The organism is Nocardiopsis sp. NRRL B-16309 (assembly GCF_001279585.1).
Lineage (GTDB): Bacteria > Actinomycetota > Actinomycetes > Streptosporangiales > Streptosporangiaceae > Nocardiopsis.
The window spans coordinates 44,394-60,451 of the sequence record NZ_LGEC01000092.1; the positions used below are offsets into that span (position 1 = coordinate 44,394).

Sequence of the window (16,058 nt, forward strand, 5' to 3'; positions counted from 1 at the left end):
CGTCGATGAGGATCGATCTACGTCTGGAGTAGCGGGTCGGGGAGGGGTTCGCCACAGGCGGGCCTCTCTTCGCCGTACCGGTAGGAAGAGCGGTGCGCGTCGGATTCCGCGGCGTGATGCGGTGCCGTGGCGTGCCGCCCCGGCCATGAGCCATCGTCTGTGTCGGGAGTGGAACGCCTGGCCGCCATGGGGGCGATGTCCGGCATTAGGTATATGACGTCGATATCTCGTATTGTCTCCTGTGCATCCGCCGCCCCGATGGCACCTTCACGCTGGTGCCGTGAGTGGCGTGAGCCGGCGCCGGGCCCCCTCCCCCGCCCCCAGTGGCTTCTCGCGTCTCGGGCTCGCCCGCGGTACGACCCATGGAGCTCGCATGAACCGGACCCCCGTCCCGTCCCCCGCCGACGCCCGGCGCCGCCCAGGCGTGCGCTCGGCCACCGGAGCGCTGGCCCTGGCGCTGGCCGCCGTGCTCCTCGCGCCGGTCGACGTCCACGCGGAGCCCGATGTGGACGAACTGGACATCGACGGGCTGACCGAGCGGGCGGAGGAGCTGGAGGAGTCCTACGACGGCGAGCTCCTGCAGTTCACCGAGATCAAGGAACGCGCCGAGCGGGCCGAGGCGGACCTGGAGGAGGTCGAGGAACAGCTCGATCGCTCACGCTCCGGCGTGGTCCACATCGCCGCCGCGCGCTACAAGAGCTCCGGTCTGGACCCGGCCCTGGAGATGTTCTTCAGCGCCTCTCCCGAGCAGATGTTCCAGGACACGGCCACGGTCGAGCAGCTCGGCCGCAACCAGTCGGGTCAGATCGCCGAGCTGGTGGAGCTGCAGGCCGAGCGCGAGGAGACCGCTGAGGAGGCCGCGGAGGAGCTGGCCGAGGCCGAGGACCTGATCGACACCCTGGAGGAGCAGCGCGAGGAGGTCGAGGAGGCCATCGAGCGCTATGAGGAGGAGCAGGTCCCCGAGGAACCGGAAGGCGGGGTCTCGGGCACCATCCCCGAGAGCGTCAAGGGCTGGGGGTTCGACGGCGCGACCCCGCGCATGGCCGCCATCCGCGACGAGGTCATCCTCAGCGTCGGCGTCCCCTACGAGGTCGGCTGCGCGCGCAACAGCGCCGACGACCACGGAACGGGCCAGGCGTGCGACTTCATGGTGGCGGTGATCGGCACCCACCCCAGTGCGGGCAACCGCTCCACGGGCAACGCCATCGCCCAGTACGCGATCGACAACGCCGGCCGGCTCGGGGTCAAGTACGTGATCTGGGAGCAGCGGATCTGGCAGCCCTCCAGCGGCCAGTGGGTGGCGATGAGCGACCGCGGCAGCGTGACGGAGAACCACTACGACCACGTGCACATCTCGTCCTACTGACGAGTCTGGACCGCGCGGTCCAGGCCCGAGGGTGCCGACCCAGGGTGCCCGGCGCGACGGCCCCGCAGTACGGGTTCCGCCCGCTGCCACGTTGTCGACCGACCATGGGGAAGGGCAGTGGCGCGGACCCCCGTGCAGCCGTACGCGGCACGACGTGGTCGTCTGTCGCTCCGGTGACCTCGGCCCGGTCGTCCGCGGCCGGTCGTGGACGACCGGGCGCCTCGGCCGAGCGATCGGTCGGGGCGGTGGGGGCGGACGCGCGGTGCGATCCACTCCGGGAATGCGATAAGGTTTTACCCGTTGGCGGGGCCGGAAGCGGCGCTCGCCCAGTGGCCGGGACGTAGCGCAGTTTGGTAGCGCACTTGACTGGGGGTCAAGGGGTCGTGGGTTCAAATCCCGCCGTCCCGACAGAGGAATAGCAGGTCAGCGAGGGGTCCGTCGTCAGACGGGCCCCTCGCTGCGTCTTGGGTGGGGCTGCCCCGGGACGTGGCGCCGCCCGCTGGTTCGCCGACCGGACCGTTTCCGGACGCTGATTGTTCTTGTCGAATTCATGTTCGGCCTCCGCTGCGGGAGAGCGTTATGAAAGGGACAAAGCGGGTGCTGGTTCCGATGCTGTATTCGCACGAACCCGCTCTTGCTCCCGGTGCCTCGTGCTCCGCGGTGGCCGAAATTCCCTCCATCAGGACAGTAGGGAATTGACGTGAGTCCTTTAGTTCGCGAAGGATGAGTTGAGCCCCCATCGTGGCATGGACTGCATCACTCGTTGCGGGGGCGCCGCATAACAGTTCAAAAGCGACAAGGAGGACTTGATGAAGCTGCTCGGTTCCCTCGTGGCCGCGTTCGCGGCCGCCGCCGCGGCGGTACTCGTCAGCGCGGTTCCGGCCCAGGCCGCCACCGGTGAGATCGTCGTGTTCACCACCGAGCTGGAGGAGGTCACGACCTACCAGGACCCCGAGTCCGGGAGCTGCCGGCATCTCCCGTTGACCGCTCACGTGGTGATCAACCAGACCGACTCGGACGTGTTCATCCACGCCAACGCGTTCTGCTTCGGCCCCGGAGTGCTGGTCGCCCCCGACCGGGGCTGGCACGCTCCGCCCAGCGGGATGTTCAGCCTCTCCGTGGCCTGACTGAGATGTCCGTATTCGATCGCATTCGGAGGGCATTCTCCGCTTAAGGAAGAACACTTCCTTTGTGGAGAATTGTCGACCACATATTGAGGATCCGATTCCCCGGTTTTGGTTGCGGGTGCGGGTGTGCGCCATTGACCCTGCCCGGCCGTTGCCCGAAGCTGAGTCCGGTGCGCGTGAGTCCGGTGGGAGAAACAGATTGCACGGTGGACCCCGCCGGACTCCCGCGTGAGAAGTCCAGGCCCCGATGATGCTTTCGCAGAAAAGGACGCCGAAGTCGACCGGAAAGGCGTTGGTCCGCATTGCTGCACAGTTTCGTGGTCGGTATGGGCAGGTCAGGCGAGGGATTGCACCTGCCATCGCTGTCCAAGGCACGCGTCGCGGCCCCGGACCTCTTCGCCCCCGAACCACCGATCGCCTTCGACCCGTTCCGTGCGCCGGTTCCCGCCCCCGACGCGGTCATGGTGGACTCCCTGGAGCAGGCGGCCCGCCGCGTCCCACCGCATCGGACCGTCGTCCACCTGTGCACCCCGCCGCACATCCGCTCGGGCATGCTCGACCGCCTGGGCGAGCTCGGCTACCGCATGGTCATCGTGGAGAAGCCGCTGGCCCTGGACCTGGCCGGTCTCGCGGCCGTCGCACGGGTACGCCGACGCTGGGGCCTGGATCTCACGGTCACCACGCAGTGGCTGGACAGCGCGCTCACCCGGCGCCTGCGCACCGCGGTGGAAGGACACGAATTCGGCGGGCTGCGGGGCATCCGCGTCGTGCAGAACAAGCCCCGTTTCACCCGTAGCGCCCGGTCCCCGGGCCATCCGACCGCCTTCGACGTCGAGGTGCCCCACGCCCTGGCCGTCGTGCTCACCCTGGCCGGCGGTGCCAGCCTGGCCACCGCCTCCTGGGAGGACATGGTCACCGACGACAGGCACCTGCCCCGCCTGGGCCGGGCCCGCCTGCGGCTGGACCACCACTCGGGGGTGCGCACCGAGATCGATTCGGACCTGACCTCGCCCGTGCGCGAGCGCCGCATCACCCTGGAGTTCGACCGGGCCACCCTCGTCGGCCACTATCCGTGCGGGGACACCGATCACACCGCCCAGCTGCGCGTGGCCGTGGCGGGCCGAGAGGCGACCCGTTCGGTGTTCACCGACGACGCCCTGCCCTCCTTCATCCTCCGCGCCTACGCCCGTCACCAGCGCCTGCCCCTCGAACCCGGGACGCTGCCGGTGCACGTCGACGCCGTGCGGCTGCTCACCGAGGCCAAGGACCTGTGCGCGGTGCGCGAGCCGGACCCCGTCCTTCCCGAGGAGGTGCACAGTGTCCCCAGCGCCCTCTGAGCCCGCCTTCGGGCGGTTCCGCCCCGCCCTGGCCGGGATCGGCGACGAGGCCGCCCCCGACCTCGGCGGTCAGCTGGCCGCCCTCGCCCGGCTGCGGTGGAACCACCTGGAGCTGCGTACGGTCGACGGGGTACCCGTCGCCCTGATGGACGACGCGTCCTTCGCCCGCGCGGCGGAGCGGATCGACGCGGCGGGCGTCACCGTGGTCTGCGTCGCCGCCAAGATCGGTGACTGGTCCCGCCCGGTCACCGGTGACTTCAGCGCCGACCTGGTCGAACTCGACGTCCTGGCCCGCCGTTGCGGCCTCCTGGGCACCCGCCTGGTGCGCGTGATGTCCTACGCCTCGGGCGGACTGCCCGGGCCCGAGTGGGGCCGGCGGGCACGCGCGCGGTTGCGCGAGCTGGCCCTGCGCGCCGAGGACGCCGGGCTGGTGCTGGCACACGAGAACTGCACGGGTTGGGCGGGTGAGAGCGCCGACCGGATGCTGGACCTGGTCACCGGCATCGACAGCCCGGCGCTGCGCCTCCTGTTCGACACCGGCAACGGCGTCGCGCACGGCTACCCCGGGCCGCCGATGCTGCGCGCCCTCATCGACCACGTCGCACACGTGCACGTCAAGGACGCCGTGACCGGCCGCGACGGCACGGTGGGCTACGTCCTTCCCGGCACCGGCGAGGCCGGTGTGCCCGAGGTCCTGGAGCAGCTGGCCGAGCACGGCTACACCGGGGCGCTGTCGATGGAACCCCACCTGCACCTGCGTCCACACGCGGCCGACGACCGCGGCAGCGGGGACCACGGCTCGTTCCTCGCCTACGGGCGCGCACTGGAGAGCCTCGTGGACCGGGTCGCCACCGGTCGCACCACCGACGTTCCCCCCACCGGCTCCACGATGGCCACCTCCGCCTCCGCCAACCCCATTGGTCCCACCGACTCGGCCATGGCGACCGCTCCGACCACCGCCAGCCCCACCGGCCCCGCCGACTCCACCACCGGTCGCACCACCGATTCCACGAGGGCGACCGCGGCCGACGATCCGGCCGCGCGGTCCGCGAGAGAGGGGGCCGCCCGATGACCTCCGTGTTCACCAGTACCGACCACGACCTGCTGCTGCGACTGTTGCACCTGCCCACCGCGGGCCCCCTGGAGACCGGCCCCCGCGGGCCCGCGCCGCTGTTGCGCGAGGCACAGGCCGACTACGCCCACTGCGCCGGGGAGATCGGCTTCCGCGTCGTGCACCACGCCCCCGCCGAGCCCGCCGACCTGGACCGGCCGGACGTGCCCGCCCCCGTGCGCGAGGCGCTGGACACGCCCGGCTTCCTCGACGACCAGCCCAGCCTCGTCCTGCGGCTGGGCCCGGACCTGCCGCCCGCGCGCACCGTGATGTTCAACGTGCACCTGGACACGGTCGCCGGTCACCTGCCGGTCCACTTCGACGGCGAACGCTTCCACGGTCGCGGGGCGATCGACGCCAAGGGCCCCGCGGTGGCACTGCTGGCCGGTGTGCGCGCCGCCCGGGCACGGCGACCCGCCCTCGGCCGCGACGTCGGTGTGCTGATCCAAGCCGTGGCGGGGGAGGAGGGCGGCGCCATGGGCGTCCTCGGAACCCGGCCGCTGGTCGAGCGCGGCCACACCGGCCGGCTCAACGTCTTCTGCGAACCCACCGGGATGCGGTTCCTGCCGCGCAGTACGGCGGCGATGACCGCGCGCGTGGTCGTCGAGGGCGCCGACGCCGTCGACGACCGCCCCGCGGACGGCCACAACGCGAGCGTGCTCCTGGGCTTCCTCGCCCAGCACCTGGGCCGGGCCCTGGACCACGAGGCGGCCCGGGGCGCCGTGTGCGTGGCGGGTCTGCACACCGGGACGCTGCACAACCGGGTCTACGGCACCGGAGAGCTGCTGCTCAACCTCTCCTACGCCTCGGCCAGGGGCGGGGAAGTCCTGGAGAGGGCCCTGCGCGAGGCGCTGGACGACGGGCTCGACGCGTTCGCCAAGGACTTCGGCGGCACCGCGCTCTTCGCCCGCACCGCCGCCGACGCGCGCGCCATCACCCGACTGGAGTGGCGCAAGCGCGGTCTGCCCGTCCTGGACGACCGCGACCCCTGGGGGCACGCACTCCTGCGCGGCGCGGGGATAGCGCCGTGGCCGCCGGACGAACCGGCCTTCACCTGCGACGCCATCTGGATGTCGGGCCTCGGCGACGCCTGCACCGTGGTGCTCGGACCCGGCGACCTCTCCGGCAACAACGCGCACGCCCAGGGCGAGTTCGCGGGCGTCGGTGAACTCGCCGAGTTCGCCGACGCGGTGACCCGCCTGCTGCTCGCCTTCACCGACACGGCCGTCGCGGACCCCCCAGCCCGTTCTCCCGCACCCCTGATCGGAGGCTCGTGAAACCGCCTGTTCCCGCCGTACCGCTGATCGGAGGCTCGTGAACCCGTCCGTCTCCACCGCCCCCTCCGTCCCACCGAACCATCCACCCGCGTCCCAGAGCCCGCCCACGGTCCGGGTCCGCCACGACGACCTGTTCTCCTTCACCGCGGCGGTGTTCACCGACCGCGGCCTGGCACCCGCGAGGGCGCACGAGGCCGCGCGGGCGCTGTGCCACGGCGACCTCACCGGTCTGCGCTCCCACGGCCTGGCCAACCTGTCCCGCCTCTACCTTCCGCTGTTCGACGAGGGGCGCGTCGATCCCCGCGCCGAGCCCCGCACGGTCCGGGACCGCGGCGCCGCCCTGCTCGTGGACGCCCGCCGCGCGCTGGGGCTCTGGGCCGCGGGCGAGGCCATGGAACGGGCCGCCGAGCGCGCCGCCGAGTACGGGATCGGCGTGGTCGCCGTGCGCGGCGCCACCCACCTGGGCTGCGCGGGGCACCACGCGCTGCGCGCGGTCGACCACGGCATGATCGGACTGGTCGCCAGCAACTGCGGCGGCCAGCGCATCGCCCGGCCGCCCGGGGGCGCGGTGGCGATGCTGGGCACCAACCCCCTCAGCGTCGCCGCCCCGGCGGGCCCGCACCCGCCCTTCGTGCTCGACATGAGCACGACGGCCGCGCCCACCGGACGTGTCCGCCAGGCCGCCCGCGAGGGGCGCACCCTGCCCGAAGGGCTGCTGCGCGACGATCTGGGCGCCCCGGTCACCGACCCGCACGCCTTCGACGCGGGACGGGCCCACCTGATGTGGCTGGGCGGCGAGGCCGGGCAGTACAAGGGTTTCGGTCTCGGACTCATGGTCGAGGTGCTGTCCGCGCTCGTGCCCGGGGCGGGCACGGGCCCGGCGGACGAGGCGCTCGCGGGTGACGGGGGCCCGAGCGGTCGCGACGACGACATCGGCTTCTTCGTGGCGGCGGTCGCACCGGGCGCGCTGCGCGAGGGCGCCGCCGCCGACGCGGGGGCGATGTTCGGCGCGCTGCTGGCCTGCCCCGCGACCGACCCCTCCGCGCCGGTGCGCTATCCGGGCTGGCACGAGTACCAGCGGACCCGGGCGTGCCTGGACTCGGGCGTTCCCCTCGACGGGGCGCTCTACGACGAACTGGCCGTGGTCGCCGACCGTGCGGGCCTGGTCCTGCCCGCGCCCCTGGAGGAGTACTGATGTCCCCGCTGAACATCGGGGTGGTCGGCCTCGGCGTCATCTCGCGGTTCTACCTCGCCGCGCTGAGCGAGGCGCCGACGGTACGCCTGGCCGCGGTGTGCGACCGCGATCCGGCGGTGCTGGCCGCGCACACCGCGGGGGTGCCGCGGTACACCGACCACCTGCGGCTGCTGGAGGAGGGCGGGGTGGATGCCGTCGTGGTCACCGCGCCCAACGACGCGCACGCCCGGATCTGCGCGGACGCGCTGGAACGCGGAGTGGCGGTGTGCGTGGAGAAGCCGCTGGCCCTGGACACCGGGGAGGGGGAGGCGCTGACGGCACTGGCCCGCGAGCGCGGGGCGGTGCTGTTCACGGCCTTCCACCGGCGCTACAACTCCGCCGTCGCGCGGCTGCGGGAGGAGATCCGCGGGGCACGGGTCGAGGAGCTGACCGTGCGCTATCTGGAGCGGATCGAGGAGCACGCCGGTACCGACACCTGGTACCTGGACGCGAGCCGGTGCGGCGGCGGCTGTGTCGCCGACAACGGTCCCAACGCCTTCGACCTGGTCGAACTGCTGCTCGGCCCGGCCGAGATCGTCTCGGCGCGGATCGTCCACGACGCCGCCGGCACCGACCGGCGGGCCGACATCGTGCTGCGCGCCGGCGGCGCGCGGGCCCGGGTGCTGCTCGACTGGTCCTACGAGGGCGAGCGCAAGGACGTCGAGGTCCGACTGGCCGACGGCCGGACGCTGGCCGCCGACATGCTGGCGGGCCATCCCGGGTTCAAGGACTCCCTGTGGCATGAGTACTCCGGGATCGTCGGTGCCTTCGAGCGGTGTGTCCGGGACGGGTCGGACGAGGGCGGCGGCGGGCTTGCCGCCCTGCGGCTGGTGGGGGAGGCCTACCGGTCGGCGGAGGCGGTCGTCGGGGAGGGAGCGGCATGAACCCACAGGAGGACGGCCCCAAGCGGGCGGTCACCGCGACGCTGGTGAAGGTGCTCGTCCACGGGCGCACGGACCGGGGGATGCGGTTGGAACCGTACGCGAGCCGCTGCGTGCGCGCGGGCGAGCTGCACGAACTGGTCGCCACCGACCACACCGAGACCGACGCGGGGGCGCGGATCGACCGCGTCGGCTTCCTCGGTTTCGCGGAGATCACCGGCGCGGGCGTGCTGGACCGTGGCGACGAGGTCTGGATCGGCTCGCGCCGGGTCGGTGTGCTGTTGGGGTTCGACGCCTGCCACTTCCCCAACCACTACAACGTGCTCATCCACGCCGACCCGGTGCCGACCGGCCGGGACCTGGCCCTGGCGGCCGGGGAACCGCTGGTGTTCCGCCAGGGGCGGGGCGCCGACCACATCCCGGCGTCCGGCGACGGGCGCGCGTCCGACGACGGGCGTGCCCTCGCCTGCCCGGACGGCGCCGGCGGGGACCGTTTGTCCGAATATCCGTGAATTGTTTATCTGTGGGAACAGTAGAGGCGGTCGCAAAATGAAAATAATCGTCGCCTGACCTGTTTTAGAGGGCGCACTGACGGTAATATTCATCATGCAGACAGCGCCGGTTCCCGGCGATTCCCCCACTCTGGTTCTGCATTCATTCGTGGAATCCTTGAGCTGGGTTTCATAATAACTATGGAAGGAATATCTCATGGCAGTTGGAGTCAAGGAGAGCACCCGTCTCGAAGAGCGCTTCCGCCTCTGGGACGCGAACGGCAACGGCGTGATCGAGCGCTCGGACTTCGAGGCCGAGGCCGACGGCATCATCAACGGCCTGGGAGCACAGGGGTCCTCCCAGGCGGATGAGCTGAAGCGGGCCTACCTGGCCATGTTCGACCACCTGGCCAACGCGGCCGGCACGGACCGGATGGACAAGGCGCAGTTCCTCCGTGTCGCCGAGCAGGAGATCATCAACAAGGGCGACGCCGGGTTCGGCGCGGTCGTGGCACCGACCATCCAGGCGATCGTCAACGTGCTGGACACCAACGGCGACGGCGAGGTCAGCCCGTCGGAGATGACGAAGTGGTTCGACGCCATCGGTCTCGACCAGGCGGCCGCCGACGAGGCGTTCCGCCAGCTGGACACCGACGGCAGCGGGAAGCTCTCGGTGGCCGAACTGGTCGCCGCCGTCCGTGACTACCACCTCGGCAGGAACGACATCCCGCTCCTCGGCGCCTGACCCGCCCCGTCGGTCGCGGCGGCGGGTCCGGGCCCCGGCCCGCCGCCGCGACCGGCCCATGCCGGACACGCCCGCCGAACGCCGCTGCTCCACCGCACAGGAACGGAACCGTGGAGAAAACACTCCCCCTCGCCGAGCACGCCCGTGCCCGAAACAGAACCAAGGGCGCGCCCGTCCCCTTTTTCACCCAGGCCGACACGTTCAGGGAACTGTGGCCCGAGATTCGCGCCAATTGCACCCGGGTCCTGGACCGGGGAAAGTTCTCGCACGGATCGGTCGTCGCCGAATTCGAACGCGCGCTCGCCCGCTGGACGGGAGCCGCGCACGTGGTCGGCGTCAACTCCGGCACCGACGCCCTGGTCCTGCTGCTGCGCGCGGCGGGACTCAGACCCGGCGACGAGGTCGTCGTGCCCGCCTACACCTTCGTCGCCACGGCCACCTCCGTCGTGCTCGCCGGAGGAGTCCCGGTCTTCGCCGACATCGAGGAGCGCGGCTACGGGATCGACCCGCGCTCCGTGGACGCCGTGGCGACCCCGCGCACCCGCATGGTCATGCCCGTGCACCTGTTCGACCGCCTGGCCGACATGAGGGGCGTGCACGAGGTCGCGCGTCGGCGCGGACTGACCGTCGTGGAGGACAGCGCCGAAGCCATCGGCATGCGCCTGGACGGCACGCACGCCGGACTGCTCGGCACCGGCGGGGTGCTGTCGTTCTTCCCCGCCAAGACCCTGGGCGCGATCGGCGACGCGGGGGCCGTGCTCACCGACGACGACACCGTCGCCGAGTCCGTGCGCGCCCTGCGCCACCACGGCCGCGGCGGACGCACCCTCGACCACTTCCCCGGCATCTCCAACGCCACGGTCCTTCCCGGCTGCAACAGCAAGATGGACGACATCCAGGCCGCCGTGCTGCTCGCCAAGCTCGGACGCCTGGACGCCGGCATCGCCCGGCGGGCGGAACTGTCCGCCCGCTACGACGCGCGGTTGCGCGGGATTCCCGGTGTGCTCGCCGTCCCCGGGGACGCCGCCCCGCACCCGGGCGGAGACCGGGTGACCTACGTCCACCTCATCGAGGCCGAGGACCGCGACGCCCTCGCCGCGCACCTGGCCGCCCGGGGCATCGGGACCGAGACCTACTACCCGACCCCCCTGCACCTGCAGCCGTGCTTCGCCCACCTGGGCCACCGGGCGGGCGACTTCCCGCGCGCCGAGGCGGCGTGCGCGGCGGCCCTGGCGCTGCCGCTGCACGCCGACCTGTCCGACGCCGACCTGGACCGGGTGTGCGACGAGATCGAGCACTTCTACGCCGGGAGGCGAGCGTGACCGTTCCGACCGCCACGGCGAGCATCCCCTTCTTCCCGCCCGACCTGTTCGAAACCGACCGCGAGGCCCTGCTGGAGACGGTGTACTCCATCGGCACCGGAACCGAGCAGAAGTTCATCCTCGGAGAGCGCACCGCGCGCCTGGAGGAGGAACTGCGCGAGGGCCTGGGGGCGGGCGACGTCGTCGCCTGCTCCAGCGGGACCTCCGCCCTCACCCTGGTCCTGACGGCCATGGGCGTGGGCCCCGGGGACGAGGTCGTGGTCCCCGCCTTCGGCTGCGCCCCCCTGGCCAGCACCGTCGTCAACAGCGGCGCCCGCCCGGTCTTCGCCGACATCGACCCGCTCACCCTGACCGCGGACCCCGCCGCGGCCGCCTCGCTCGTCACCGCGCGCACCAAGGCGCTGATGCCCGCGCACATGTTCTCGTTCATGGCGGACATGCCGGGCTTTCGCGCGCTGGCCGACCGGCACGGGCTGCGCCTGGTGGAGGACTCCGCGGTGGCCCAGGGCGGTGTGCTCCACGGGCGTCCCGCGGGGCGCTGGGGCGACGCCGGCGTCTACTCGTTCGTCCAGGTCAAGACCTTCGGGATGCCCGGAGAAGGCGGAGTGGTGGTCACCGACGACCCCCGGCTGGCCCGGGACGTGCGCATGCTGCGCAACCACGGGCAGGACGGGGTGCGCCGCTTCCACCACCACCGCGTCGGATACAACAGCCGCTTCGACGAGGTCCTCGCCGACTTCCAGCTGCGCCGCCTGGCGGGTCTGCCCGCCCGACTGGCGCGCCGCGCCGAGATCGCCGCGTACTACTCCGAGCGCTTCGCGCCCCTGGCCGACCGGGGGATCACGGCGCCGCCCGTCGGCGGAGACGGCCGCTGCCACTACGTCTACGCGGTGCTGGCGCGGCGCCGCGACGCACTCGTGGCCCACCTGGCCGAACGGGGCGTCGGCTCGCACGTCTACTACCCCCGGACCCTGCCCGAACAGCCCGCGTTCGCCCCGTACGCCCCCGGCGGGGCGCGCTGGCCCCGCGCGGAGTCGGCCGCCCGGCGCAACCTCGCCCTGCCGCTCTACCCGCATCTGAGCGACGCCGAGGTGGAGCACGTCGCCGACGCCGTCTGCGCGTTCGCCCACACGGACGACACGGAGGACCGATGACCGACCAGATCACCGACCGGACGGCCGACCCCGCCCCGGCCCCCGACCTCGCCCCGGCCCCGGCCCCGGCCCCGGCCCCCGCACGGCGCACCGCGGCGGCCTACGTGCGCCTGGCCAAACTCGACATCTACGACTACTACATCGGCCTGCCGCTGGTGTGGGCGATGCTGGTGCCCGCCACACGGTGGGAACCGGGCGTGCTCGGACTGCTCGTCCTCATCCTCGCCGCCGAGATCGCCGTGGTGGCCGCCATGGTCGCCTTCGACGACGTCACGGGCTACCGGGACGGCAGCGACGCCGCCAACTACGGATCCGACGCCGCCCGGCGCCGGCTGGCCCGCAAACCCCTGGTGGCGGGCACCCTCACCGAGAAGCAGGCATTGCGCTTCGCCCGGTGGGCGACCGTGGCGAGCGTGGCGCTGTGGGCGCTGGTGGTGGCGCTCGCACCGCACCGGCCGCTGTGGGCCGTGGTCCTGGCGGCGGTGTGCGTGGTGGCGTCGGTCCAGTACTCCTGGGGGCTCAAGATCAGCTACCGGGGATTCCAGGAGGTCTTCCTGATCGGCCTGGGGGTCGGCTGGGTCCTGGTCCCCTACGGCCTGCTCACCGGCGAGGTGAACGGGTTCGTCCTGGCCCAGGCGCTGCTGTTCGGGTTCGGGCCCATGCTGTTCGGGCTCTACTCCAACACCAACGACATCGAGGGGGACCGCGGGGCCGGGCGCGTCACCGTCGCCGCGATCGTGCCCCCGCGGCTGAACACCGCGTTCATCATCGCCATGACCGTGGCCGAGAGCATGCTCATCCACGGTGCCACCGTGGCGGGCATCGCGCCGTGGTGGTTCCCGCTCGTGATGGCGCCCATCCTCGTCATGCGGGTGACCCAGCTGGTGATCGGCTTCGTCCGCGGTGACATCCTGCGCGCCCGCCGCATCGCGATCCACACCCACCGGGTCACGGTGGTCCTGCTGATCACCGCGAACCTGGCCGCCCCGCTCCTGGCCGGGGCCGCCGTGTGAACGCCGCGCCGGACGTGGTCGTGGTCGGAGCGGGCGTGGCCGGCCTGGCGACCGCCTACGAGCTGGCCCGCGCCGGACACCCGGTGCGGGTGCTGGAGGCCGCCGACGCGGTCGGCGGACGCATGCGGACCCTGCGCGCCGACGGCTGCCTCATCGACACCGGAGCCGAGATGCTGCCCTCCGCCCAGGGCTACCCGGCCACGTGGCGGCTGGTCCGCGAACTCGGACTCGACGGGGAGGCCGGCGCGGTACCACGGGTGCGCGGCGCCCTCGCAGTCTGGCGTGCGGGCCGTTCCCGCCCGCACGCGGGCCGCCCCCTGGGCCTGCTCACCGGCGCGGGCCTGTCAGCGCGGGCACGCGTGGAGCTGATGCGCCTGCAGATCGCGCTGGGGCGCGCGGGACTGGACCCCGACCGCCCCGAGCGCTCGCCCCTGGGCTCCGACACCGTCGCCGACCTGCTCCGCGACTACCATCCGGAGCTGCGGGACCGCCTCGTCCAGCCGCTGGCCGCCGGGTTCTTCGGCTGGGACCCCGAACGCTCGGCCGCGGCGCCGCTGGCCGCGCACCTGGCGGCCTCGGGCAGCACCAGCCGCTGGCACACCTACCGCGACGGGATGGACACGCTCGCCCGCGCCCTCGCCGACCGGCTCGACGTGCGCACCGGGCACACCGTGACGGCGGTGGCCGCCGACCGGGACGGGGTCCGGCTGGAGTCGGACCGCGGGGCGCTCACCGCCCGTGCCGCGGTGCTGGCGGTGCCCGCCCCCGTGGCTGCCGGGCTGTACCCCGGCGCACCCCCGGCCGAACGCGACTACCTGCGCGCGTGCGGGTTCACGCCCATGCTGCGCCTCACCCTGGTCCTGGACCGGCCGATGGCGCCCCGGGGCGCGCGCCGCGGCTTCGCCACCCTCGTGCCCGCCGACGAGGACGCCCTGGTCAACGTGATCACGGTGGACCACAACAAACATCCGGGCCGCGCCCCGGCGGGCCGCGGACTGGTGTCGGTCGTCACCTCGCCCCGCGGCACCGCCGAACTCCTCGACGCGCCCGACGCACAGGTGGTGCGCCGCCTCCTGGACCGCGCCGAGCGCTTCGTCCCCGGCCTGGCGGCACGCGTCCGGACCGCCCACGTGCACCGGTTCCGGTACGGGCTCCCCGAGGCCACCCCGCGCGCGCTGGAGGCCCGGGCGGCGTTCGCGGCCCGGCCCGCCTCGGCCGTGGAGTACGCCGGCGACTGGGTCGCGCTCCGCCCGTGCAGCGAGGGCGCTGTCTCCTCCGCCGCCCTGGCCGCCCGACGCGTCCTCGCGCACCTGTCCCGGCCCCGGGCCGAACAGCGCCCCGGCGACCGCACGAGCGCCCTCCCCACCCCGAACGACGAGGCATGATGACACCCTTCAGCAAGCCCATCCACCTGGGCACACTCTTCGACGACCTGGCCGAGCGCGGCCACGCCACGGCCGTGCACCTGAGCCGGCCCCTGGACATCGCGCCCGGCCTGGGGACCGCCCTGGACATCCCGCGCCTGGCCGGGCTCGTGGCCGAGGCGGCCGGATGGCTGACCAGCGCCGGGGTCCGGCCCGGCGACCGCGTCGCGATCGCCAAGCGCAACCACTGGGACTACGTGGTGCTCTCCTGCGCCGCCGCGCGGGTGGGCGCGGTGCCCGCGTCCCTGTCCGCCCACCTGGACCCCTCCGTCCTGGAGGTCCTCCTCAAACGGCTCGACCCCGCGCTCCTGGTCACCGACGCCGCGCTGTTGGCGGCGTGCCGGGAGGGCGGGACCGACCTGGCGTCACTGGCCGGGCGGGCCCTGGTCGTCGACGGGACCGCCGCGGGGGCGCTGTCCACCGACGACGTACGCGGTGGGCCCGAGCCCCGGCCGCGCCGCCCGCCCCTGGACGCGCCGCTGGCCATCATGCACACCTCCGGCACCACGGGCGTGCCCAAGCTGGTCGTGCACTCCACCCGCACGATCATGCGCCGCCTGGCCGGGTTCGAGGCGCACCGCTGGCCGCTGCTCGGCAGCCGCCCCGACGACGCCGTCGCCAGCGCGGTCTCCTTCGCGCACGGCCGCGCGCTCGCCTGGACGGCGAGCGTGCTCTGGCTGGCCCCCGCGCGGCTGCTGGCGGTCTCGTCCTCGGACTGGGCGGAGGCCGGGCCCTTCCTGGAGCGGCACCGCCCCACCACCCTGGAGGCGCAGCCCGCGACCTACGTGCGCTGGCAGGACCGTGCCGCCGAGCGGCGCGCCCCCTTCGAGCGCGTGCGGCTCTACATCAGCACCTTCGACGCCATGCACCCGCCCACCGTCCGCGCCTTCCTCGGCGCCACCCGGCACCGCCACCCGGTCTGGATGCAGGGCTGGGGCCAGAGCGAGACCGGGCCGCTCACCTTCCGCTTCCTCACCAGGCGCGCCATGGCCACCGAACGCGGACGCCACCCGACCACGCGCGACCTCGGCCGCCCGGTCCCCACCCGTACCGCACTGCGCGTGGTCGACCCACAGACCCTGCGGCCTGTGCCCCGTGGCACCCAGGGCCTGGTGTTCTGCCGCAGCGAGGCCCTGTGCCTGGGCTACGTCGGCGAGGAGGAGCGCTGGCGGTCCAAGTGGGTCGGCCAGTGGTGGAACACCGGCGACCTCGGCGTGCTCACCCGCACCGGGAGCGTGCGCCTGGTCGACCGGGAGGTGGACGCCATCCCCGAGGGCAGCTGCCTGGAACTGGAGGACGTCATCGCCGACCGTCTTCCCGGGGTGCTGGAGTGCGTCGTCCTGGGCGTTCCGGGCCGCCCCTCCCTGCCGGTCGCGGTCACCGAGGACGGCACGCTCGACCTCGACGCGTGGCGGCGTGCGGTCACCGACCTGCCCCCGCTCGCCGACCCGGTGGCGATGAAGTGGGACGAGGTTCCCCGGACCGGCACCGGCAAGGTCCGCCGCGCGGCACTGCGCGACCGGATCGGCGAGACACCCGACACCCACGGGACGGGGCGGTGGACCTGATGGCCCAC

The 16,058-nt window shown here is 73.2% G+C and carries 14 protein-coding genes and 1 tRNA gene; all 15 read left to right on the forward strand.

What is annotated here, in order from left to right:
- Nucleotides 1-373 precede the first annotated feature (373 nt).
- On the forward strand, nucleotides 374-1,366 hold the full coding sequence (locus ADL05_RS20930; protein WP_053618694.1) for a hypothetical protein: 993 nt from the start codon (nucleotides 374-376) through the stop codon (nucleotides 1,364-1,366).
- A 334-nt stretch (nucleotides 1,367-1,700) separates the two neighbouring features.
- Nucleotides 1,701-1,774 (forward strand) — tRNA-Pro (locus tag ADL05_RS20935).
- Nucleotides 1,775-2,175: 401 nt separating this feature from the next.
- Nucleotides 2,176-2,493 carry a hypothetical protein gene (locus ADL05_RS20940; protein ID WP_053618695.1) on the forward strand — a complete coding sequence of 106 codons (318 nt, stop codon included), beginning with the start codon at nucleotides 2,176-2,178 and terminating at the stop codon, nucleotides 2,491-2,493.
- Between the two features lie 347 nt (nucleotides 2,494-2,840).
- Nucleotides 2,841-3,830: an oxidoreductase gene (locus tag ADL05_RS20945; RefSeq protein WP_231640841.1), complete on the forward strand. Its 990-nt coding sequence runs from the start codon at nucleotides 2,841-2,843 to the stop codon at nucleotides 3,828-3,830.
- Nucleotides 3,811-4,902 carry a sugar phosphate isomerase/epimerase gene (locus ADL05_RS20950; protein ID WP_231640842.1) on the forward strand — a complete coding sequence of 364 codons (1,092 nt, stop codon included), beginning with the start codon at nucleotides 3,811-3,813 and terminating at the stop codon, nucleotides 4,900-4,902. The genes ADL05_RS20945 and ADL05_RS20950 overlap by 20 nt, the downstream gene beginning before the upstream one ends.
- A complete protein-coding gene (locus ADL05_RS20955; protein WP_053618697.1) occupies nucleotides 4,899-6,218 on the forward strand; it encodes a M20/M25/M40 family metallo-hydrolase in 1,320 nt (439 codons plus the stop codon). The genes ADL05_RS20950 and ADL05_RS20955 overlap by 4 nt, the downstream gene beginning before the upstream one ends.
- Before the next feature lie 37 nt (nucleotides 6,219-6,255).
- Complete coding sequence (locus ADL05_RS20960) at nucleotides 6,256-7,413, forward strand: Ldh family oxidoreductase (RefSeq protein ID WP_053618698.1); 1,158 nt, start codon at nucleotides 6,256-6,258, stop codon at nucleotides 7,411-7,413.
- Complete coding sequence (locus ADL05_RS20965) at nucleotides 7,413-8,336, forward strand: Gfo/Idh/MocA family protein (protein ID WP_053618699.1); 924 nt, start codon at nucleotides 7,413-7,415, stop codon at nucleotides 8,334-8,336. The genes ADL05_RS20960 and ADL05_RS20965 overlap by 1 nt, the downstream gene beginning before the upstream one ends.
- Nucleotides 8,333-8,845 carry a DUF6917 domain-containing protein gene (locus ADL05_RS20970; RefSeq protein WP_231640843.1) on the forward strand — a complete coding sequence of 171 codons (513 nt, stop codon included), beginning with the start codon at nucleotides 8,333-8,335 and terminating at the stop codon, nucleotides 8,843-8,845. The genes ADL05_RS20965 and ADL05_RS20970 overlap by 4 nt, the downstream gene beginning before the upstream one ends.
- 196 nt (nucleotides 8,846-9,041) lie before the next feature.
- Nucleotides 9,042-9,569, forward strand: coding sequence for an EF-hand domain-containing protein (locus ADL05_RS20975; protein WP_053618700.1), 528 nt, complete (start codon nucleotides 9,042-9,044; stop codon nucleotides 9,567-9,569).
- A 110-nt stretch (nucleotides 9,570-9,679) separates the two neighbouring features.
- The gene (locus ADL05_RS20980; RefSeq protein WP_053618701.1) at nucleotides 9,680-10,891 is read left to right on the forward strand and encodes a DegT/DnrJ/EryC1/StrS aminotransferase family protein; all 1,212 of its coding nucleotides are present in this window, start codon (nucleotides 9,680-9,682) and stop codon (nucleotides 10,889-10,891) included.
- Nucleotides 10,888-12,045, forward strand: coding sequence for a DegT/DnrJ/EryC1/StrS aminotransferase family protein (locus tag ADL05_RS20985; protein WP_053618702.1), 1,158 nt, complete (start codon nucleotides 10,888-10,890; stop codon nucleotides 12,043-12,045). The genes ADL05_RS20980 and ADL05_RS20985 overlap by 4 nt, the downstream gene beginning before the upstream one ends.
- A complete protein-coding gene (locus ADL05_RS20990) occupies nucleotides 12,042-13,058 on the forward strand; it encodes a UbiA family prenyltransferase (RefSeq protein ID WP_053618703.1) in 1,017 nt (338 codons plus the stop codon). Before ADL05_RS20985 ends, ADL05_RS20990 begins: the two co-directional genes overlap by 4 nt.
- Nucleotides 13,055-14,443, forward strand: coding sequence for an NAD(P)/FAD-dependent oxidoreductase (locus ADL05_RS20995; protein ID WP_053618704.1), 1,389 nt, complete (start codon nucleotides 13,055-13,057; stop codon nucleotides 14,441-14,443). The genes ADL05_RS20990 and ADL05_RS20995 overlap by 4 nt, the downstream gene beginning before the upstream one ends.
- A complete protein-coding gene (locus tag ADL05_RS21000) occupies nucleotides 14,443-16,050 on the forward strand; it encodes a class I adenylate-forming enzyme family protein (protein WP_053618705.1) in 1,608 nt (535 codons plus the stop codon). The genes ADL05_RS20995 and ADL05_RS21000 overlap by 1 nt, the downstream gene beginning before the upstream one ends.
- The last annotated feature ends 8 nt before the right edge of the window (nucleotides 16,051-16,058 follow it).